At 55.1% G+C, this 17,455-nt stretch carries 25 protein-coding genes; 10 read left to right on the forward strand and 15 right to left on the reverse strand.

Features of this window, described 5'->3' with window-relative positions; genetic code table 11:
- Window positions 1–45: 45 nt before the first annotated feature.
- Genes QWJ34_RS12335 through QWJ34_RS12350 form a run of 4 tightly spaced genes read right to left on the reverse strand, consistent with a single transcriptional unit; the run spans window position 46 to window position 2,157 of the window.
- Window positions 46–579, reverse strand: coding sequence for a phage tail protein (locus QWJ34_RS12335; protein WP_302728109.1), 534 nt, complete (start codon window positions 577–579; stop codon window positions 46–48).
- A 15-nt stretch (window positions 580–594) separates the two neighbouring features.
- Window positions 595–1,095 carry a phage tail protein gene (locus QWJ34_RS12340; protein WP_302728110.1) on the reverse strand — a complete coding sequence of 167 codons (501 nt, stop codon included), beginning with the start codon at window positions 1,093–1,095 and terminating at the stop codon, window positions 595–597.
- A gap of 44 nt (window positions 1,096–1,139) precedes the next feature.
- Window positions 1,140–1,640: a phage tail protein gene (locus QWJ34_RS12345; protein ID WP_302728112.1), complete on the reverse strand. Its 501-nt coding sequence runs from the start codon at window positions 1,638–1,640 to the stop codon at window positions 1,140–1,142.
- The gene (locus QWJ34_RS12350) at window positions 1,633–2,157 is read right to left on the reverse strand and encodes a GNAT family N-acetyltransferase (RefSeq protein ID WP_302728114.1); all 525 of its coding nucleotides are present in this window, start codon (window positions 2,155–2,157) and stop codon (window positions 1,633–1,635) included. The genes QWJ34_RS12345 and QWJ34_RS12350 overlap by 8 nt, the downstream gene beginning before the upstream one ends.
- 237 nt (window positions 2,158–2,394) lie before the next feature.
- Between QWJ34_RS12350 and QWJ34_RS12355 the strand changes: the two genes are divergently transcribed.
- From QWJ34_RS12355 to QWJ34_RS12370, 4 genes are all read left to right on the forward strand, one after another.
- Window positions 2,395–3,447 (forward strand): YheC/YheD family protein, encoded by a 1,053-nt coding sequence (locus QWJ34_RS12355; RefSeq protein WP_302728115.1) that lies wholly within the window; start codon window positions 2,395–2,397, stop codon window positions 3,445–3,447.
- A gap of 12 nt (window positions 3,448–3,459) precedes the next feature.
- Window positions 3,460–4,503: a YheC/YheD family protein gene (locus tag QWJ34_RS12360; RefSeq protein ID WP_302728116.1), complete on the forward strand. Its 1,044-nt coding sequence runs from the start codon at window positions 3,460–3,462 to the stop codon at window positions 4,501–4,503.
- Window positions 4,504–4,674: 171 nt separating this feature from the next.
- Complete coding sequence (locus QWJ34_RS12365) at window positions 4,675–5,466, forward strand: MerR family transcriptional regulator (RefSeq protein WP_302728117.1); 792 nt, start codon at window positions 4,675–4,677, stop codon at window positions 5,464–5,466.
- A complete protein-coding gene (locus tag QWJ34_RS12370; RefSeq protein ID WP_302728118.1) occupies window positions 5,453–5,884 on the forward strand; it encodes an SdpI family protein in 432 nt (143 codons plus the stop codon). Before QWJ34_RS12365 ends, QWJ34_RS12370 begins: the two co-directional genes overlap by 14 nt.
- 103 nt (window positions 5,885–5,987) lie before the next feature.
- Here the strand turns inward: QWJ34_RS12370 and QWJ34_RS12375 are convergent, their stop codons facing one another.
- The 6 genes from QWJ34_RS12375 to QWJ34_RS12400 form a co-directional block, all read right to left on the reverse strand.
- On the reverse strand, window positions 5,988–6,635 hold the full coding sequence (locus QWJ34_RS12375; RefSeq protein ID WP_302728120.1) for a FusB/FusC family EF-G-binding protein: 648 nt from the start codon (window positions 6,633–6,635) through the stop codon (window positions 5,988–5,990).
- Between the two features lie 294 nt (window positions 6,636–6,929).
- On the reverse strand, window positions 6,930–7,580 hold the full coding sequence (locus QWJ34_RS12380) for an FBP domain-containing protein (RefSeq protein WP_368046559.1): 651 nt from the start codon (window positions 7,578–7,580) through the stop codon (window positions 6,930–6,932).
- Between the two features lie 24 nt (window positions 7,581–7,604).
- Window positions 7,605–8,051: a DinB family protein gene (locus QWJ34_RS12385; protein ID WP_302728124.1), complete on the reverse strand. Its 447-nt coding sequence runs from the start codon at window positions 8,049–8,051 to the stop codon at window positions 7,605–7,607.
- A gap of 20 nt (window positions 8,052–8,071) precedes the next feature.
- Window positions 8,072–8,608, reverse strand: a complete 537-nt coding sequence (locus QWJ34_RS12390; RefSeq protein WP_302728126.1) for a GNAT family N-acetyltransferase — start codon at window positions 8,606–8,608, stop codon at window positions 8,072–8,074.
- Between the two features lie 28 nt (window positions 8,609–8,636).
- Window positions 8,637–9,044: a GyrI-like domain-containing protein gene (locus tag QWJ34_RS12395; protein WP_302728128.1), complete on the reverse strand. Its 408-nt coding sequence runs from the start codon at window positions 9,042–9,044 to the stop codon at window positions 8,637–8,639.
- A gap of 81 nt (window positions 9,045–9,125) precedes the next feature.
- Window positions 9,126–9,491, reverse strand: coding sequence for a DUF3817 domain-containing protein (locus QWJ34_RS12400; protein ID WP_302728130.1), 366 nt, complete (start codon window positions 9,489–9,491; stop codon window positions 9,126–9,128).
- A 178-nt stretch (window positions 9,492–9,669) separates the two neighbouring features.
- Between QWJ34_RS12400 and QWJ34_RS12405 the strand changes: the two genes are divergently transcribed.
- Together QWJ34_RS12405 and QWJ34_RS12410 are read left to right on the forward strand one after the other, a co-directional pair.
- The gene (locus QWJ34_RS12405) at window positions 9,670–10,059 is read left to right on the forward strand and encodes a MerR family transcriptional regulator (protein ID WP_302728131.1); all 390 of its coding nucleotides are present in this window, start codon (window positions 9,670–9,672) and stop codon (window positions 10,057–10,059) included.
- A 28-nt stretch (window positions 10,060–10,087) separates the two neighbouring features.
- Window positions 10,088–10,849 (forward strand): SDR family oxidoreductase, encoded by a 762-nt coding sequence (locus QWJ34_RS12410; RefSeq protein WP_302728132.1) that lies wholly within the window; start codon window positions 10,088–10,090, stop codon window positions 10,847–10,849.
- Window positions 10,850–10,958: 109 nt separating this feature from the next.
- On the opposite strand, the gene QWJ34_RS12415 is transcribed toward QWJ34_RS12410, so the two are convergent.
- From QWJ34_RS12415 to QWJ34_RS12425, 3 genes are all read right to left on the reverse strand, one after another.
- Window positions 10,959–11,618, reverse strand: coding sequence for a TetR/AcrR family transcriptional regulator (locus QWJ34_RS12415; RefSeq protein ID WP_302728133.1), 660 nt, complete (start codon window positions 11,616–11,618; stop codon window positions 10,959–10,961).
- Window positions 11,619–11,723: 105 nt separating this feature from the next.
- The gene (locus tag QWJ34_RS12420) at window positions 11,724–12,545 is read right to left on the reverse strand and encodes an oxidoreductase (protein ID WP_302728134.1); all 822 of its coding nucleotides are present in this window, start codon (window positions 12,543–12,545) and stop codon (window positions 11,724–11,726) included.
- Between the two features lie 245 nt (window positions 12,546–12,790).
- Window positions 12,791–13,144: a VOC family protein gene (locus QWJ34_RS12425; RefSeq protein ID WP_302728135.1), complete on the reverse strand. Its 354-nt coding sequence runs from the start codon at window positions 13,142–13,144 to the stop codon at window positions 12,791–12,793.
- Window positions 13,145–13,274: 130 nt separating this feature from the next.
- Between QWJ34_RS12425 and QWJ34_RS12430 the strand changes: the two genes are divergently transcribed.
- Window positions 13,275–13,703: a hypothetical protein gene (locus QWJ34_RS12430; protein ID WP_302728136.1), complete on the forward strand. Its 429-nt coding sequence runs from the start codon at window positions 13,275–13,277 to the stop codon at window positions 13,701–13,703.
- Window positions 13,704–13,710: 7 nt separating this feature from the next.
- Here the strand turns inward: QWJ34_RS12430 and QWJ34_RS12435 are convergent, their stop codons facing one another.
- Together QWJ34_RS12435 and QWJ34_RS12440 are read right to left on the reverse strand one after the other, a co-directional pair.
- On the reverse strand, window positions 13,711–14,274 hold the full coding sequence (locus tag QWJ34_RS12435) for a dihydrofolate reductase family protein (protein ID WP_302728137.1): 564 nt from the start codon (window positions 14,272–14,274) through the stop codon (window positions 13,711–13,713).
- Window positions 14,275–14,302: 28 nt separating this feature from the next.
- Complete coding sequence (locus tag QWJ34_RS12440) at window positions 14,303–14,689, reverse strand: hypothetical protein (protein ID WP_302728138.1); 387 nt, start codon at window positions 14,687–14,689, stop codon at window positions 14,303–14,305.
- Between the two features lie 163 nt (window positions 14,690–14,852).
- Between QWJ34_RS12440 and QWJ34_RS12445 the strand changes: the two genes are divergently transcribed.
- Genes QWJ34_RS12445 through QWJ34_RS12455 form a run of 3 tightly spaced genes read left to right on the forward strand, consistent with a single transcriptional unit; the run spans window position 14,853 to window position 17,342 of the window.
- Window positions 14,853–15,587, forward strand: a complete 735-nt coding sequence (locus QWJ34_RS12445; RefSeq protein ID WP_302728140.1) for an ABC transporter ATP-binding protein — start codon at window positions 14,853–14,855, stop codon at window positions 15,585–15,587.
- Window positions 15,584–16,636 carry an ABC transporter permease gene (locus QWJ34_RS12450; protein ID WP_302728142.1) on the forward strand — a complete coding sequence of 351 codons (1,053 nt, stop codon included), beginning with the start codon at window positions 15,584–15,586 and terminating at the stop codon, window positions 16,634–16,636. The genes QWJ34_RS12445 and QWJ34_RS12450 overlap by 4 nt, the downstream gene beginning before the upstream one ends.
- Before the next feature lie 28 nt (window positions 16,637–16,664).
- Entirely contained in the window at window positions 16,665–17,342 is a 678-nt protein-coding gene (locus QWJ34_RS12455; protein ID WP_302728143.1) for a TetR/AcrR family transcriptional regulator, read from the forward strand.
- Window positions 17,343–17,455 lie beyond the last annotated feature (113 nt).

Raw genomic sequence — 17,455 nt, forward strand, 5'->3', positions numbered from 1 at the left:
CTGGCACCGCGGTCATATACGTTCATAATTGGCTCCTTCCGCTCCCTACTGCTGCGACGGATATATCCCTGATAGACAAATGATGTAGCTTACAGCCAGGTACGGCTGCATATTATTATGAGGCTGATTGCCTCCGCTGGGCGATAACGCTCCCGCCATGCCGTCCGCTCCCGGAGGTCCGTACAAAGGCTTCGAAGTAGCGGGCCGGCCCGTAGGCGTTGCCTGCGCCCAGAAGTTTCCTGCCGGCGTGGTCAACGCCTGTGTCGCTTCTACGCCGACAGGCGTGTGCGTATGCATCGGAATTTGGGTTTGATTCAGCGTGACCGCCGCATGGCCGACCTGTTGTCCCATCGTCCGGCCGGTTAGGCCGTTTCCTTGCCCCTGCCCGATCGGCGCCGTCCCTTGCAGGTTGGGAAGATTGAAATTATTTACACCGTCTCCTCCATATGTGGTTCCAATAATCGAGAACAAAGCCTGGTTCTGGTTGACCGACATCTGCTGACCGTTACAAAAAGCCCAGCCTTTCGGAGCAAAATTGCCGGAAAATAAACGGATTTCTCCAATAAACGCTTCTGTCATTCGTCTTCCTCCTCCTCAAGGTTTCGACGGGAATTCGCCCTGCACGCAAATAGCGAAGTAAATCGGCAAATAAGGCTGCATATTATTGTGAGTGCCATTCCCCCCCGTGCTGGCAATAGCTCCCGGACTCATGGCCGCCAATGTGCCCGTCGATAAATAAGGCGTTTGCGAATCCGGTTTCGCCCACACGCTCCCCGCCGGCGTAGCGCTGGTTGCGGTAGCGGAAGATGCGCGCGCTGTATGAGAATGCGAAGGCATCTCGGCCGTAGTCAATGTGTGAACGGCATCTCCGCCCGCGGCCCCCAGCGTAATGCCCGCTCCGAAATGAATCGGCACTTTGCCGCGCAGATCGGGCAGATTAAACGTCGAACTTGTTGCCCCGTATGTGCTGCCGACAAGAGTATACAAAGCCTCGTTTCCATTGATCGGAAGGGTTTGGCCTTCACAGGCCAGCCATCCCCTTGTCGCGAAACCGAATGCGAACAAACGAATCTCGCCCAAATAAGCATCGCTCATCCGTCGTCACTCCTTTTCTATACAAGAATGGGGAACAAAAGTCTTTACGGACGCATCGGAAATATGCCGACCAGCGCAATAATAAAGTTTACGGTCAGCGACGGCATCATATTCTCATGAGAGGTTCCGCCCCCGGCCGCCGAAATCGCCTGCGGGCTCATCTGGACGGGCTTGCCCGTCTGCGCATCCGAGTAGATCGGCGCTCCCGCCCAGTACGCTCCGGCCGGCGAAGCCTGCGTACCCGCAGCCGCGACCCCTTGTGCCAGATGAGTATGGGAAGGAAGCTGCGAAACATTCACCGTCTCCGCTTCCGTGCCTCCAGCCGCTCCCCGTGGAAACGAAGCGGAAGAATGAATCGGCACTCTTCCCCTGAGATCGGGCAGTCCAAAAGTCTGCACCCCGTCCCCGCCGTACGCGGTTCCAAGTAGGGCAAACAATGCTGTATTATCGCGAATAGCCAGAAGCTGCCCCTGGCACAATGCCCATCCTCTCGGCGCGAACTTGCCTGCAAAAATACGAATTTCTCCCATATACGGATCAGCCATTTTCGATTCTCCCTTCGTGGTTCAAGCTTGCGCTTCCCGCCGTGTCCGACCACTCCATGACTACATCCAGCTCCGACGCCGACTCCACGCGAAAACGCAGACGTTCGTACAGCCGCCGCGCCGCGGGATTGTCGAGCCGCACATGCAGTCCGACCCGCAGCCTCTGCCGCGCCGCTTGCGTTTGCAGATCGCGAATGACCCGCGTGCCGATGCCGTGGTTTCGAAAAGGCGATAGTACCGCAATGTCCACAATCCACAGCATCCCGTCCTGAGCCGCCGTCGTTACCTGTCCGGCCCTTTGCCCGTTTGCGCCGATTACATAAACCTCCGGCTTTTCATACCGCATCTCGTAAGACCGCCGTCGAAATTCGTACTGCATTTGCAGAAACCAGGCCCGCTGCTCTTTGTTCCATCCCCAGCTTTCCATTTCCTCGCGGCGCGAGTCCGCGTAAACCTTGTACAGAAACCGCTGTTCTTCTGCTGCGCTCCCCGCTGCAATCATCGAAACTTCGCTCACGCCAAGCCTCCTTCCGGATAATCTCTCCCTTTATTCACATAATAATTCCAATAAATATCATTTTCAATAAAAATATTCTCTTATTCAAGTTGAATCCGGTCCAATGTCAACAAAATATGTATATTTGTTCCTGCGCTTTTGACCATCATTTTTTGTCGAACGCCGCTGCATTGGGTACAATGACCGTAAGCGGTATCATTTATATATAGATACAGGGGATACAGGAGGCGGGATATCATGAGCCAAAAACCGTTGATCGGCATGATGCTGGGCTGGAAAGTCACGGGCGACTTGATGCGGGCCTATGCGCTGGCGGCCGACTATTACGGAGCGGAGCTGTACTATTTTCACACGTGGGATATGAAAGAAGACTCGATCGTCGGGATGCAGCTGGAGGACAACGAATGGGTGCGCAAAGAGTTTCGTTATCCCGACGTCGTCTACGACAACACCCGCCGACGGGGCAACCGCCTGTTCGAGAACGCCTACCGCAGGATCGAAGGTATTCCGATCGATCATACGCTTAAAGGCCGGGCTTACGGCAAGATCCGGATTTACAATATGATTCGCAAGAACGCCGAGCTCAAGCAGCATTTGATTCCGTTCATGTCCGTAAGCGAACCGGAGAAGACTCTGGCGTTTATCGAGAAACATAAGCGGGTCATCCTGAAGCCGGACGGCGGCGCGATGGGCGAACGGATCTTTACCGCGGAGCTTACGGAAAACGGAATCGAGCTGTACGACCAGCAGTATCTGCACCGTCTGGACCGCGAAGAAACGCTCAAGGTCCTTGATATGCTCGTTTCCAAAAAGTACTGCGCGCAGAAGATGATCCGCAGCGTTACGCCGCACGGGTACCCTTTTCATATCCGTATCCATGTGTCCAAGAACGGACAAAACCAATGGACCGTCCCGTACAAATCGGTCACGCTCTCGATGAAACCCCAGGTGAAGATCACCAACAGCGATTTTACTTACCGGGGAACGATCATGTGGCCCGAGTATCTGAGGCACCAGTTCGGCGAGAAGGAAAACGGACCGATGGACCGAAAGCTAACCGACTACGGCATTCATCTGGCCCAATATCTGGAGGACAAGATCGGCGGCGGCTTCCATGAGCTCGGACTCGATCTGGGCGTGGATTCGAAAAACCGATTCTGGCTGTTCGAAGCCGGTCTCGGTCTTCCGAGAACGCCTTATTTCCAAATGCAATCGGCGGTGCCTGCTGTGGCATACACGCTTTACGTGTTGAAGAAACATCGCGAACAGATTGGGAAACGCGAAGTTTAGGGAGGAAACCAGATGAGCCAAAGACCGCTGATCGGCATGATGCTGCGCTGGAAAGGCGAATTATCTCTACTGAGGGCATGCGCGCTGGCGGCCGCTCACTATGGAGCGGATTTTTACAGCTTCCATTACTCCGATATCCGGGAAGATTGTATTGTCGGAACGGCTTTGGAAGACAACGAATGGGTTCGCAGGGAGTTTCCGTACCCGGACGTAATTTACGACGGTATGCGGCGCCTGGGCATCGCCCGATACGAGGAGGCGTACCGCAAGCTGGAAGGCATTCCGCTCGATCATACGCTCAAAGGACGATCGACGACCAAAACGAAGGTCTACAACCTGATCCGGAATCACGAAGAGCTGAGCCGCAGCCTGATTCCTTTTATCCGGCTGCGGGATGCGGACAGCGTCCTGGAGTTCCTGGATCAGCATAAGCAGGTGGTGTTCAAGCCGAACGGAGGAGCAAAAGGCCGGGATGCGTTTACGGTGGAAGCCAAAGGCGATCGGATCGAATGGTTCGATCAGCAGACGCTGCGCAGCTTCGCCAGGGAAGAACTGGCGCAGCATATAGAGCCGCTGCTGGACGAAAATTACCTGGTTCAGCAGATGATCCATAGCGAGATGCCGCAGGGTTTTCCTTTTCACGTTCGCTCGCATGTGTCCAAGAACGGACAAAACCGCTGGGTCGTCGCGTTCAAATCAGTCTCGTTATCGCTGGTGCCGCATATGAAGATCACCAATAACCCCGCTGTCTACCGGGCATCCAGTACCTGGGCCGATTTTCTCATGCATCGGTTCGACGAACAACCCGGCGGCGAAGCGGATACGAGAATCGACGAGTACTCCATGCTGCTGGCACAGGTTCTCGAAGACAAGATGGGAAACGGATTCCATGAAGCGGGGCTGGATCTGGGCATCGACAGCAGCGGACGCATCTGGTTGTTCGAAGCCGGTCTCGGCGTTCCGCGCAGCTTCTATTCCCAGATGCAGCTCGCCCTGCCGGGGATCGCCTATACGCTTTACGTACTGGAGCGGCACCGGGCGGAGCAAGGAATGTAACGCCGTCGGCCGGAAGGAAGATGAAGTTTTGAAGCGCGGCGCAAAAAGTTCCGGAGCTTCGTCGTTGTCAGCGGCGGGGCTCTTTTCGCTGTTTTATTTTTTCGCGGCGGAAGGCTTTACACTCACGTATACGTGATGGTTTATACTTTTTCAAAGAAGGGAAGGTGAACCATGATCCGGATCGGAGACCTGGCCAAAAGGGCGAAGATCAGCAAAAGAACGCTCCATTATTACGAACAAATCGGACTGCTGCCGCCCAGTATCGTGATGGAAAACGGATATCGCTACTATGACGATGATTCGGTGCTCCGCCTTCAAAAAATTCTGCTGCTGAAATCGATCGGCTATACGTTGGAACAAATCAAACAACTGCTGCAAGATCGGCAAAGCGCGCAGGAAAAAGAAAATTGGGCCGCTTCTTTCGACGAACAAATCGAATTTATCGAACGAAAAAAAGCGGAATTGGACCGGAAGCAGTATTATCTGCGGGCCGCCGCTCATGTGATCCGGCTCAGCGGCACCCGCGATGCGGAAGATTTACTCCAGGTGATCGAAGCGTTGGAAGACCGACCGCTTGTAGACGGGGTTGTGCCGGCCGAATTCGGAGACGATCTGCCGTTTACTTCAGAGGAGAAAAACATCCTGAATCGCCTGCCCGTCCTGGGAAGCGAGGATAAGCGGATGGAAGAAATGTTCAGCATTTTTCACCGGATCAAAGCGATTATGCCGGCCTCCCCGCATTCTCCGGAAGCACAGGCCGCCGCCGGCCGCTTGTACGAGTTGACGCTGGATTTATTCGAAGGCGATGAAGAGCTCGCGCAAAAGTACGGGGACCTCATCAAACCCGCTCCCGGCGAGAAACCTGTCGTCATGGGCATGGACAGCGAATTCGTGGCTTACCTCGATGAAATGATCGAATTTTTCCTGAAGGAGAGAAAGGGGAATCGAGATGAAGAACAGTAGACGATGGAAATTTGCGAAAAAAAACGCCGGGCCTCTGCTCGTACTGGCGGGCGGACTGATCTTGCTGCCGGCCTGCGGAGCGGAAGAAGCTCAAGACTCCGATGACATCCTTGTAGAAGTCGTCGTCGAAAGCGACGGAAGCACGGCGGCCGACCTTGAGGTGGACGTCAATGCCCGCGAGAATCCGGAAAGCGTTGTACTGGATTCCGTCGAAGTTCCTTACCGGGAAACCTTTGCCGTCTCCAAAAACGTATTCATCCCGCTGACCTCCACTCACGTCCGGGCGAAAGCGGCCGGCGATGCCAGTTGGATAAGCTGTACGATTCTGTATGACGAAGAAGTCGTCGCGACCCACAAAGCGCGGGGAGACCATGCGGAAGCCGCCTGCGAGAAGGTATTCCGTCTGGGTCCGGGATGATCGCAATCGCGGACTTTCCGTTGATTGCCAGTGCCTTTTACGACTTAAATCGGATCGGTTGACGCAGCAAAGACCGCTCCGAAGAGCGGTCCCGCGTTCCATCTTATTTCCCCGCCGAGCGCAGGAATTTCTCCAGCGCAGCCGGGTCGGTGATGCTATGGTTGCAAGCTTCGTCATCCATGCAAACGTACTGCCCTACGGAAGACAAATTGTCCGGCGAGCTGCCTTTGAGCTTAACGTTGAAGAATCCCAGATCCTGATGGCGATTGCAGAACGCGCAGTACCCTTTGCGGTTCGTCGCCGTAATCTGTCCTTCGATCCCGACGAAATCCCCGGCCCGCGGGTACACGATAAACAGGCGGTGCACGGCCGGATCGACCCATCTCAAGTACGTCGTATGATGCAGGTCCAGCGTCGGCAGGTCCGGCGCTTTCAGCTTCTTGACCTTGGAAAACAGCTTCTGAATCCGTTTCGGCGCAATATCCGGGAAAGGAATCAGGTATGCGTCCAGCGCATTCAGATAGTCCTGAATCTCGTGCGCGGCTTCATAGGTTCCGAGCCGCTCCAGCAGTTCTCTTTGCTCCTCGGTCAGCTCGCCGAAAGCTTCGAGCGCGTTGACGACGGAGGTGTACCGGACGGTTTCCAGCACTTTGCGGTCCGCGACGGTGCGCAGCGCTTTCAGCAGGAAATCGGCTTGTTTGCGGATGACGTTCAGTTGATGATTGTGAATAAACGGTGTTTGGGTTTGCATAGCATTCAGCCCCTTATTTATGATGATCGAGCCATAAGGTGCGAAGCCTGCGGGTTGAACCGTTATGGAACTGCCGGGGAGCGATAGATGATCTGGTCATCGCGCCCTACACAAAGTCCGCCCCTATTCAGGCTTCGCGTAAGGCTGTTGTGATAAACGAGCAATCCGGTGCTGACCAAGTTGCCACGGTATAACCCCCAATCGAATCGGTATGCAAGAAGTATAGCAGGGCGAAGCTCTATAGACAACGCCGGACTATGCAAAAAAAGACCGTTCCGTAGAACGGTCCCGATCTTACTTCCCCACCGACAGCAAAAAGTTCTCCAGCGCCGTCGTGTCGGTAATGCTGTGGTTGCAGGCTTCATGGTCCATGCAGATATACTTGCCTACGGAAGAGAAGCTGTCCGGCGAAACGCCGTCTTTCTTCACGTTGAAAAGCCCCAGTTCCCGATGCCGGTTGCAGAACATGCAGAAGCCTCTTTTATTCGCGGCCGTGATGCGCCCTTCGACGCCGAGCAGCCGGTCCGCGTACGGATACACGATAAACAACCGGTTCGTGGCGATATCGCTCCAACGCAGATACGTGGTGTGCGCGTAGTCGACGATCGCAAGTTCCAGCACTTTCAGCTTCTTCGCTTTCGGAAACAGCTTCTGGATCTGGTTCGGCGTCACTTCGGGAAAAGGAATCAAATAGGCTTCCAGCGACTCCAGATAATCCGCGATCTCTTCCTCCGCGGCGCACGCCGTAATCCGCTCCAGCAGCGTCTTCTGTTCCTCCGTCAGTTCGTCGAAAGCCGCGACCGCTTTGGCGGCCGCCGTTTCTTTAACCGTTTGCAGCACGATGCGATCCGTAATCCCGCGCATCGTTTTCACAACGAAATTCGCCTGTTTCTTGATTATATTGAGTTGAACATTATGAATAAATGCGTTTTGCATGTCTTTCATCCCCTTATTGCCGCGGTATAGCTTCTATCTGGCAAACGTAATGTAGTCGATATTGATCGGCTCCAGCCCGTCCCGGCGCAGCAGCAGATTAATCTGTCCCCGGTGATACTGCCCGTGCAGCGCGACATGGGTGAGAATATCCCGGGCCGACGACGTGAAGACCCGTCCGCTGCTGTTGGCGTAGGTCACGATTCGATCGGGATCTTCTTCGGCCGCTGCGGCGAAAAACACTTCGAAATCTTTCTTGTTCCGCTCCGCCATTTCCGCGCAGTGCGCCAGATCCGCATCCGGCCAGATCGCGATGCCCGAGCTGTCTTCTCCTTGAAGCCGCATCAGCCAGACCCGCTCCGCATGCAGCAGATGAGCGAACAGGCGTACCTGCCGCTCTCCGGCCCCTTCGCTTTGCAGCGTTTCCAGCATATTTCGATTCGCCCAGTCAAGATGATTGAACATATTTCGGATGGTTTTCACGGCTTTCGCCTCCTCGATAATCAATCCGTTCCCTGCCGAGTATCGCGCGTGCCCGGCTCCGTCCGATACTGAATCAACCGCTCCGTCTTCCCCATGTACTCCTCGCTGCCGCTGCGGCCGACTTCTTCGAACCCGATGCTCTCCAGCATCCGCCGGCTTCGAAGATTCGATTCGTGCGTTTCCGCGGTAAAAAAGTCCAGTTGGCATTCGCTGCGTCCGTAGTCCAGCATCAGCAGTGCGGCCTGCCGGCCGGCGCCCCGGCCCCAGACTCCGCTGTCGCCGATCGCAATTCCCAGCTCGGCCGAGCCGCCGCCGATTCCCGCCAGATCGGCGTAGCCGATCAAGCGGCCGCCTCGTTCGATGCCCAGGCGGACGAAGTCGGCTTTGCCGCTGCGTACCACGGATTCCCACCAGCGGCGAAGCTCCTCGGGATCGCGATTCGTTCCCCACTCGTTCGCTTCGCAGAATGCTTCGTCCCGGCTCCAGCGCAGCACGGTTTCGTAATCGTCCATCGTCAACGCCCTTAATGCGATCGAAGCTTCGTCCCTCACGCTCATCATTCCTCCTCCGGCAAAGTAGCCCTCCCTACCGCTTCTCCACCGGGAACCGCAGCACCGTTTTAAGTCTGGCCGGCTCCGTCTTTCGCGGATCGGACAGGTAGATTTCGCAGTGCGTCGGACTGGAGCGAATCCACCCGGTTTCCCGGCAAAAATCCTCCATCCGCGCGAAGCTGGCCGGCTCGTCGTCGAAGCTGCCGGTGTGCATCATCTGACAGCTCGGCCCGTCCGGCACGCTTTCGCTTTTGACCGACATTTTGACCGCGTAGCTCAGGCTGTACAGGGCTTGCATTTCCAGAACGAATTCGTCCCGGTTGGGGTCTCCTTCGCCGTCGAGCATCAGAAAAGGGATAGCGGGCACATCGACGATCTCCGGCTGCTCCTTCGGCTGATACAGCGCTTTGAAGTCCTTTTTGTAATCCACCTGCCGCTCCATAACGATCCTCTCCTTTCGAAAATGAAAAGAAAAGCCGCAAGGCTTGTTCTCCCCCGAAGCTCCGCGTACATCCGTGCCTGTTTATCCCGCGCGTTCGATTCCTTCTCTTCCTCCGGCGGCCCGGGCTGCTTCCGGCGTCGCATACGCGCGCCCCGCTTGGATCTGTTTGCGCAGATAAGCGTCGTAGATAAACGTGCCCGCCGGAAGAAAGCCCAGCAGCACGGCCGACAGCAGCATTTTGAACGACCAGCGCAGCCTGCCGTAAGCATGCAGGGCGGCGATCAGATACAGCGGAAACAAGATCCCGTGGATCATGCCCGAGATTCGAACCGCGTCCCCGCTGTCGGCCATATATTTGAGCGGCATGGCGACAAACAGCAGAAATAAAAACGAAATCCCTTCCAGATAACCGGCGAGCCTGAACCTTCCGAGCACCGTTTTCAGCATAATTTCTCCCTTGACGTTTATATAGGATGTATACGTTTCATTTTACCGAAAAAGCACGTGCGTTCTCAACTTTTCCGTCTATCAAAAAATTTTTGGCCGCAGCGCTTGACTTAAACCATGGTTTAAGTCCTATGATGAATTTGTCGACAGTAACCGCTAGGATTTGGAGGCCTCCACCATGAACTATTTTTCGATCAGCGAAGCCGCGGCGCAGTTCGGGGTTCCGGAATCGACGCTGCGCTATTATGAGAAAAAAGGCTTGATCCCCCTGCTTGAACGCGACGAAGCGGGACGCCGGATGTTCTCGGAATTTCATATGATCCTGCTGAAAGTCGTGATGAATCTCAAACGCACCAACATGCCGCTCGGCTCGATCCGGCAGTATGTCAACTGGGTCGTCGAAGGCGACGGCACCACGCGGCAAAGGCTCGATATGATGCTTAAACACCGGCAGAACGTGCTGTACGAGATTTCGGTGATGCACGAAGCGCTCGACGGAATCAATATCAAGATCGCCACTTATGAAGAACGCGTGCAGAGACAGTCTTTGCAGCAGGTTTCCAAATAAAATAACCTAACAGAAAAGAGGAACTGCAATGAAACTGACAGGAAACACGATCTTGATCACCGGCGGAGGCTCGGGAATCGGACTGGCTTTTGCGGAACGCTTTTTACAACTGGGCAATACGGTCATCGTCTGCGGACGGCGCGAGCATGTGCTGGAAGCAGCCAAAGAGCAGCATCCCGGACTAATCTCGCGGGTCGCCGATCTGGACACCGCGGAAGGACGCATCGGGCTGTTCGACTGGGTAACGACGAATTATCCGGACATCAACGTGCTGATCAATAACGCCGGCATCCAGCAGCGGTTCAGCATACTGAAAGCCGACGCGAGAAACAACTGGGAAGAATTGAGCCGTGAAATTACGACGAATCTCGACGCTCCCGCGCATTTGTCTTTCCTGTTCGCTCCGTACTTTGCGGCCAAGGAAGCTGCGGCGATTCTCAATGTAACTTCCGGCCTGGCCTTTACGCCGTTCGCGATCGGACCGCTGTATTCGGCAACCAAAGCGGCGCTGCACTCTTTCACGATAAGCCTCAGGCTCCAACTGTCCGAATCGTCGGTCGAAGTGATCGAAATCGCGCCGCCGGCGGTCAATACCGACCTCGGCGGAGCCGGACTGCATACGCACGGGGAACCGCTGGACGAGTTTACGAACGGCATTTTCGAAGGACTGGAAGCGGGTCTGCCGGAGGTCGGCTACGGTTCTTCCGTGGACCGCCTGCGCATGTCGCGCGACGATACGGATAAATATGCGGCGCAGATGTATGAGACGATGAAGAGTTATATCCAGTAACGGGCGTCCCGCAAGCTTAGCCTAGACTTCGCTCCATGCAAACCCAAACAGACCGCTCTCGTTGAGAGACGGTCTGTTTGGCCGATTGTGCGCTGTGCCTCCAGCCGGTTCAGCACTGCTGCCGCGCGTACACGCCGTCGAGATAATAGGCCATGGCTTGAAGCGAATTTTGGGCAAAATCCACTCGGAATCCGTCCATCTTGTGCTCCGTTACAACCTGCTGCATCGCCTCCGGCATACTGGCCGCGTTCGCATACCCGACCATAATCGCGCTTTGCGCCTGAAGCAGCTCGTAATACGCTTCCGCCTCGATGCCTTCCACCCGTTCGGTCAGCAGGCCGACGATCTTCTCCAACAACCGAAACAATCCCAGGCTTACTTTCAGCGTCGTTTCGTAATCGATATTCTTCTCCAGCACCGTGCTCTTGATCGCAATCAGCCGGATCAGCACGGAGTCCAGATCCAGGATGCTTTCCATCTCTTTGAGAAAAAAACGTTTGAATTCGGCATAAGTCATCGACTTTACCGGAAGCAGCAGACGCTCGAAATCCGCGAATCGCTTCTCGTACTCCAGGAACATGATCTCCATAAAAAGCGTTTCTTTGGTGCTGTAGTAGTAAAACATCGTGCCTTTCGACACCTTCGCCGCCCGGGCAATATCGCTCATCTTGATCTCTTCGAACGTCCCCCGCTTATACAAATCAAGCGCCGCGTCCAGAATCAACCTCGCTTTTTCCGCTTTCGCGCTGTCCGTCATCGCTCTCTTCACGTCGTCCCCCCGCTCTGCATCATCCGTGTTTGACCTAAGGTCAATGGTATGGAAGGACAACCGGATTGTCAATGCGGTTCACGGCTCGGATTTGGAGCTTGGGCGTTACTTCACCATGCCCATAATGACCCGGTCCATCGCTTTGTCGCTGAGCAGCCGTGCCATGGCAACCGACGGTTTCGCCATTTTCCCGACCGCGTATCGCGTTCTGGGCTTCTCCGACCGGATCGCTTTGACCACCGCGTCCGCTACGACCGACGGAGGCGACGCGGCGCCGGGTTTGTACGACGATCGATGCAGGTTCGACAGCGCCTGGGCCTGCTTGCGGTACGGCCCGTTTCCCGAATTGCGCAGCAGCGGCGATCCCGAAACCTGGGCGAATTCCGTATCGATGGAACCCGGTTCAATCACGACCACGTCGATTCCGAACGGCTTCACTTCCACTCTCAAGCAGTCCGACCACCCTTCCAGCGCGTGCTTGCTCGCATGGTACCAGCCTCCCAGCGGAGAGTGCATTTTCCCGGCGACGGACGAGGTGCTGATGATCTTCCCGCTTCCCTGCTTGCGCATATGGGGCAGCACCAGCCGCGTAATCTCCGCCAGACCGAACAGATTCACTTCGAATTGATACCTGGCATCTTCCAGACTCACTTCTTCGATACTTCCATATAATGCGAAACCCGCATTGTTGAACAGCACGTCGATCCGCCCCTGCTCCCCGATGACTTTTGCCGCGCACGCTTCGATATCCTCCTGCCTGGAAATGTCCATCTGCACCGCGATTGCGCCAAGCTCCTGAAGATCCCGCATAGATTCGAGCCGTCTCGCCGCCGTGTACACAATGTATCCTTCGGCCAACAATTTCTTCGCCGTTTCTTTGCCGATTCCTGCCGACGCTCCCGTGATTAACACGACTTTTCCGCTCAATCCAAGCACCTCCGCTTTGTGATGAATGTGTAATAAATAGATATTGCATTATAATTGACCTAAAGTCATTGACTTAAAGTCGATAATAGATGACCCGGAGTCATTTGTCAACAAAACGTGTAGCTTTGGAAGAGAAAAAGCAGAAACGGCATTGAACGCGGAGTACAAAAAAACGCTGCTCCCGTTGGCTGAATTGCCGGAGAGAAGCGCGTTTTGGCGTTTTATAAAAGTAGATTTGAAAACTGTTACGATAGATGAGCGAGAATATTCACAAGTCTGCCGAACGGATCGCGGACGAAAAAGCGCCGGACTCCCCAGGGCTCGTCAACCGGCCCGTATACGACTTCGAACCCGGCGTCCGTCATCTTTTTATAACAGGCTTCGAGTTCGTCCACTTCGATAGACAAATCCGGCGTCGGCGTATCCGATCCTCCCTGCGAAGCGAAACTGATCTGGATGCTCATCGATTCGTCCGAGCCGTAAGTTGCGATCCAGCCGTGATCCATCAGCAGATCGAGCCCGAGCACGTCGTGGTAAAAAACTTTGGCAGCGGCAATATCCGGGGTATCGATATTTGCGACGATTCGTTTGATCTTCATGCCAAGCGCCTCCCGATCGGGTATTTGTCACCATGGATAGAATCTATTTATATCGCAGCAAAAAAAGGAATATAAAATACGATAAAGAAATAAAGGGAAACCACTATTTTTAAAAAAAGGAGCATATCCAATGACTCGCATCAAATTGGGCAGCCTGCTGCTGTGTCTAATCCTCGTATTGGCCGGCTGCGGACAGCCTTCTTCTCTGCTGACCGAGGTCAAAGAAAAGAATTTGAACAAAGACATCCTTTCGTTTATCGAGCAGACGGACGCCGACAGCGGGCTTTATTTATTTTCAAGAGCAGGCGAAACCTCGTACATCATCTGCAACAATAAGCATGTCGTGCAGGGCGAACAAGCGGTTTATATCGAATCCGTCGACGGCGTCGTCAAAAACAGGGAATTGGAAGTTCGTATAGAGGAAGGGTACACCGAAGATTACGACGACGAGAGGCTGGGCAAGCTCAGAGTGTTCAAGATTAACGACGGAGCAGATTTCGATTCGATTCGGATGTTGAAAAATCAAAAAGATACTCCGTTCGACGTAGTCGGCGGATAGAAGAATATTATTCGGGCCGAGCCGCCGATACCGAGAAAAACAGATCCGTGCGCTCACCCGTTTCGATCACTCTCGTTTTGCGCAGCTCGATGTCCAGGTCCGCAAGCCCGTCGAACAGCCGAAGCCCCTCGCCCAGCAGCACGGGTATAATCCCGATTTGCAGCTCGTCCACAAGGCCTGCCCGCAGCAGCTGCATGCCGAGCTTCGTACCGCCCACTACCGTTACTTCTTTGTCTCCGGCCGCCTGCTTCGCCAGTGCAACCGCGGCTTTCGCGCCGTCCACAAAAGTAATACTGAGCCTGTCGTTCTCCTGCGGTTTGTTATTCGGGATCCGGCTCGTGACGACAAAGATCGGCACCTGGAACTCGTAATCGACCGCGTAAGAATCCGGAGGCGCCATATCGAACGTTGTGCGTCCCATGATCACGGCTCCGGTAGCGAAAACCGCCTCCCGCATCAATTCGCTTTCGCCAAGCTCCTGCATATCCGGGTACAGCGCCGACATTCTTCCTTCTGCATCGTTCACGAATCCGTCCAGCGACATCGTCATTCCGAATACGACTTTGGTCATGCGGATCGCGTCCTTTCGAAAATAGAGATTAGAGGTTTAAACGTTTTGTCAGTTCCGCTTCGGTCAGATGCCGGGTCAGCCGATCCAGTTCTTCCGAAGCAAACCAATCCCGCTCAAGCCCTGGATCGCTGCCGTACTTCACTACATGCGTTACAGCTAGAGGCGGCATATAAATATTGTGAGGCTTCATCGGCTGGACATGAATGCTCTCCCCCTCCTCGATCAAACGCAAATTAAGTCCACCCGCATCCGTAAGCTCCGCGTAAGCGATCCAACCTTTTTCCACAATATAAATTTCCCGCACACCCTGATGATAATGACTGTTCTGCCAGGCTCCGTCTTCCGCGCTCTCCGTTCGAATATAAGAGCTGCCGTCGGAAGCGGCCAGCCGAAATCTTTTCTCCCCGTTTTCCATCTCGTGATGTTATGTCTCCATTATAATAACAGGAACTTACGTTCGCAATAACTTTATTCATCGGTGTTCTTTTTTCTTCGATTGACACTTTTAAGGTTCCGCTATATGATGGCTGTAAATGAGTGAGTACTCACTTTTAATTAAAAGACTTTGGAGGTGCTTCATGGCAATCTCTAACGATATTTGTCTGCGGGCAAGCGGCGTCGGGCGAAGTTTCGGGGGCAGGAAAGTGCTGCGTGACATCAGTCTCGAAGTGGAAAAGGCCGAGATCTTCGGACTGCTCGGGCCGTCGGGTGCGGGCAAAACGACGCTGGTCAAACTGCTGGCGGGCATCGACGAAGCTTCGGCCGGGCATGTCGAGCTGTTGGGAACGAAGCTGCCCAAATTGTCGATGCTCAAACGCATCGGCTATATGGCGCAGTCGGACGCGCTGTATATGGAATTATCCGCGAGCGAGAACCTGAAATTTTTTGGAAAATTGATGGGACTCAAAGGCGAACCGCTCAAGCGGAGAATGCAGCATGTGGTCGATCTGGTCGGTCTGGGCGAGCATCTGCGCAAGCCCGTTTCTTCTTATTCGGGCGGCATGAAGAGACGATTGTCGCTTGCGATCGCGCTGATCCACGAACCGGAAGTGCTGATCCTCGACGAGCCGACCGTCGGTATCGACCCGGTCATGCGGCAGTCGATCTGGGACGAGCTGCGGGAGATCAGCGCGGGAGGCGCGACGATCATCGTGACCACCCACGTGATGGACGAAGCGGAGAAGTGCCATCGGCTCGGCATGGTGCGGGATGGCCGCCTGATTGCGGTCGGCACGCCGGACGGCCTCAAACAAGATACCGGCAGCGATACGATCGAACAAGCTTTTCTTTACTACGGAGGTGTCCGCTCATGAGAATCCGCGCGCTCGCGTCGCGAATCATCCGGCAGTTTATCCGCGACAAACGTACTATGGCTCTATTGATTGTCGCTCCGCTGCTCGTTCTGTCCCTGATGTATCTGGTGTTCGACAGCGACGACTATGTCCCGAAGCTCGGAACGATCGACCTGCCGGACGCAATCGTCCAGCAGTTGGAGAGCGAAAGCGTCGAGCTTCACCGCTACCCGGACGCCGCCGAAGCGGATGCCGCGCTGGCGGAGCAGGACATCGACGCGTACCTGTCGCTGGACGGCGCGACGCCGCAACTCAAGCTCGAAGGCAGCGATCCGTCCAAGAACCGGGCCGTTCAGCTCCTCGTTGCCCGCACGTTAAGCGATCTGCCGATGCCCGGCGCAGCGTCCGGAGCAGCCGCGGCGGCGCACGTCGAACCGGCGATCGGCTACCTGCACGGCGGCGAGGACATGACTGCTTTCGACAGCCTCGGCCCGATCTTTATCGGCGTATTCGCCTTCTTCTTCGTGTTCCTGATCGCGGGCGTGTCGTTCCTCAAAGAGCGGACAAGCGGAACGCTGGAACGGCTGCTCGCCACTCCGCTGCGCCGCTGGGAGATTGTGGCCGGCTATATCATCGGGTTTGGCGTGTTCACCGGAATCCAGGCGATCCTGATCGCGACTTACTGCATCCACGTACTGGGCCTTATGATGGACGGATCGCTGGGCCTGGTGCTGCTGATGACGCTGCTGCTCGCCGTGACCGCGCTCAGCTTCGGCATGCTGCTGTCCACGCTCGCCAACACGGAGTTCCAGATGATCCAGTTCATTCCGATCGTGATCGTGCCGCAGATCTTCTTTTCCGGCTTGTTCGATCTGGACACGATGTCACCGTGGATCAGCTGGCTGTCCCATATCATGCCGCTGAAATACGGTTCGGAAGCACTGCGGAATATCATGCTGCGCGGCGAAGGCTGGAGCGGAATCGCTCTCGACGTTTATGTGCTGATCGGTATCTCCTTCTTGTTTATGGCCGCAAACGTGCTGGCCCTGAGGAAATATCGTAAGATATAAGCAGTACAGAATATAAGGATGGTCGATCATGACGGAAAATAACGAACAATGGCTGGAAGAGCTGCTGAAGCTGGCCGAGAGCGACGGAGGCAAGAAAACGGAGAAACAAGCGCGAATCCTGGAAGCCGCGATCGATATTTTTGCCGAAAAAGGCTTCGCCGTCGCGTCCACAAGCGAAATCGCGCAAAAAGCCGGCGTAGCCGAAGGCACGATCTTCCGGTATTACAAAACGAAGAAGGAGCTGCTGCTGGCAATCGCCGGTCCGATCGCGCTCAAGCTGGCCGCGCCGTTCGTCATGCGCGAGTTCGCAGTCAAAGTACTGGACAATCCGCATCCGCCCGAACAGGTGGACCAGTTCTTCCGCTCCATCGCGAAAGACCGTTTTCAGTTTGCGCGCAAGAACATCAAAATGCTGCGGATCTGGATTCACGAAATCCCGTATCAGGCCGAACTGCTGGAGCAGGTGCAGACGCTGTTCCAAGAGATCGTTTACACGCGGATCGACAAGATCATCCGGCATTACCAGGAGCTCGGGCAGATCATCGAAGCGCCTCCGTGGCGGGTGCTGCGAACGGCGGTCAGCTTATTCGTCGGCATGGTCGTCACCCATCTGCTGATCCTGCCGATCGACGAAGCCGACGAGGACGAAGAGATCGATCGTACGATCGATCTGCTGATGCACGGACTGTCGCCGCGGGGACGATAGACGGAAGCCTGTCGGCCGGGCGAACATAATGGGATACCTGAAATTGAATACCGGCAGCAGGAAAAGACCGCTCGGGCAGAGCGGTCTTTTGTCGGATCTACAAGTCAAACAAC

The sequence above is a fragment of the Saccharibacillus sp. CPCC 101409 genome, assembly GCF_030518235.1.
GTDB lineage: Bacteria > Bacillota > Bacilli > Paenibacillales > Paenibacillaceae > Saccharibacillus.

What these genes read in the sequence shown, in the direction of transcription:
- QWJ34_RS12335 (WP_302728109.1), bottom strand. Translation starts at nt 579, where the DNA reads ATGACAGAAGCGTTTATTGGAGAAATCCGTTTATTTTCCGGCAATTTT.
- QWJ34_RS12340 (WP_302728110.1), bottom strand. Translation starts at nt 1,095, where the DNA reads ATGAGCGATGCTTATTTGGGCGAGATTCGTTTGTTCGCATTCGGTTTC.
- QWJ34_RS12345 (WP_302728112.1), bottom strand. Translation starts at nt 1,640, where the DNA reads ATGGCTGATCCGTATATGGGAGAAATTCGTATTTTTGCAGGCAAGTTC.
- QWJ34_RS12355 (WP_302728115.1), top strand. Translation starts at nt 2,395, where the DNA reads ATGAGCCAAAAACCGTTGATCGGCATGATGCTGGGCTGGAAAGTCACG.
- QWJ34_RS12360 (WP_302728116.1), top strand. Translation starts at nt 3,460, where the DNA reads ATGAGCCAAAGACCGCTGATCGGCATGATGCTGCGCTGGAAAGGCGAA.
- QWJ34_RS12365 (WP_302728117.1), top strand. Translation starts at nt 4,675, where the DNA reads ATGATCCGGATCGGAGACCTGGCCAAAAGGGCGAAGATCAGCAAAAGA.
- QWJ34_RS12370 (WP_302728118.1), top strand. Translation starts at nt 5,453, where the DNA reads ATGAAGAACAGTAGACGATGGAAATTTGCGAAAAAAAACGCCGGGCCT.
- QWJ34_RS12375 (WP_302728120.1), bottom strand. Translation starts at nt 6,635, where the DNA reads ATGCAAACCCAAACACCGTTTATTCACAATCATCAACTGAACGTCATC.
- QWJ34_RS12380 (WP_368046559.1), bottom strand. Translation starts at nt 7,580, where the DNA reads ATGAAAGACATGCAAAACGCATTTATTCATAATGTTCAACTCAATATA.
- QWJ34_RS12390 (WP_302728126.1), bottom strand. Translation starts at nt 8,608, where the DNA reads ATGAGCGTGAGGGACGAAGCTTCGATCGCATTAAGGGCGTTGACGATG.
- QWJ34_RS12395 (WP_302728128.1), bottom strand. Translation starts at nt 9,044, where the DNA reads ATGGAGCGGCAGGTGGATTACAAAAAGGACTTCAAAGCGCTGTATCAG.
- QWJ34_RS12400 (WP_302728130.1), bottom strand. Translation starts at nt 9,491, where the DNA reads ATGCTGAAAACGGTGCTCGGAAGGTTCAGGCTCGCCGGTTATCTGGAA.
- QWJ34_RS12405 (WP_302728131.1), top strand. Translation starts at nt 9,670, where the DNA reads ATGAACTATTTTTCGATCAGCGAAGCCGCGGCGCAGTTCGGGGTTCCG.
- QWJ34_RS12410 (WP_302728132.1), top strand. Translation starts at nt 10,088, where the DNA reads ATGAAACTGACAGGAAACACGATCTTGATCACCGGCGGAGGCTCGGGA.
- QWJ34_RS12425 (WP_302728135.1), bottom strand. Translation starts at nt 13,144, where the DNA reads ATGAAGATCAAACGAATCGTCGCAAATATCGATACCCCGGATATTGCC.
- QWJ34_RS12430 (WP_302728136.1), top strand. Translation starts at nt 13,275, where the DNA reads ATGACTCGCATCAAATTGGGCAGCCTGCTGCTGTGTCTAATCCTCGTA.
- QWJ34_RS12435 (WP_302728137.1), bottom strand. Translation starts at nt 14,274, where the DNA reads ATGACCAAAGTCGTATTCGGAATGACGATGTCGCTGGACGGATTCGTG.
- QWJ34_RS12440 (WP_302728138.1), bottom strand. Translation starts at nt 14,689, where the DNA reads ATGGAAAACGGGGAGAAAAGATTTCGGCTGGCCGCTTCCGACGGCAGC.
- QWJ34_RS12445 (WP_302728140.1), top strand. Translation starts at nt 14,853, where the DNA reads ATGGCAATCTCTAACGATATTTGTCTGCGGGCAAGCGGCGTCGGGCGA.
- QWJ34_RS12450 (WP_302728142.1), top strand. Translation starts at nt 15,584, where the DNA reads ATGAGAATCCGCGCGCTCGCGTCGCGAATCATCCGGCAGTTTATCCGC.
- QWJ34_RS12455 (WP_302728143.1), top strand. Translation starts at nt 16,665, where the DNA reads ATGACGGAAAATAACGAACAATGGCTGGAAGAGCTGCTGAAGCTGGCC.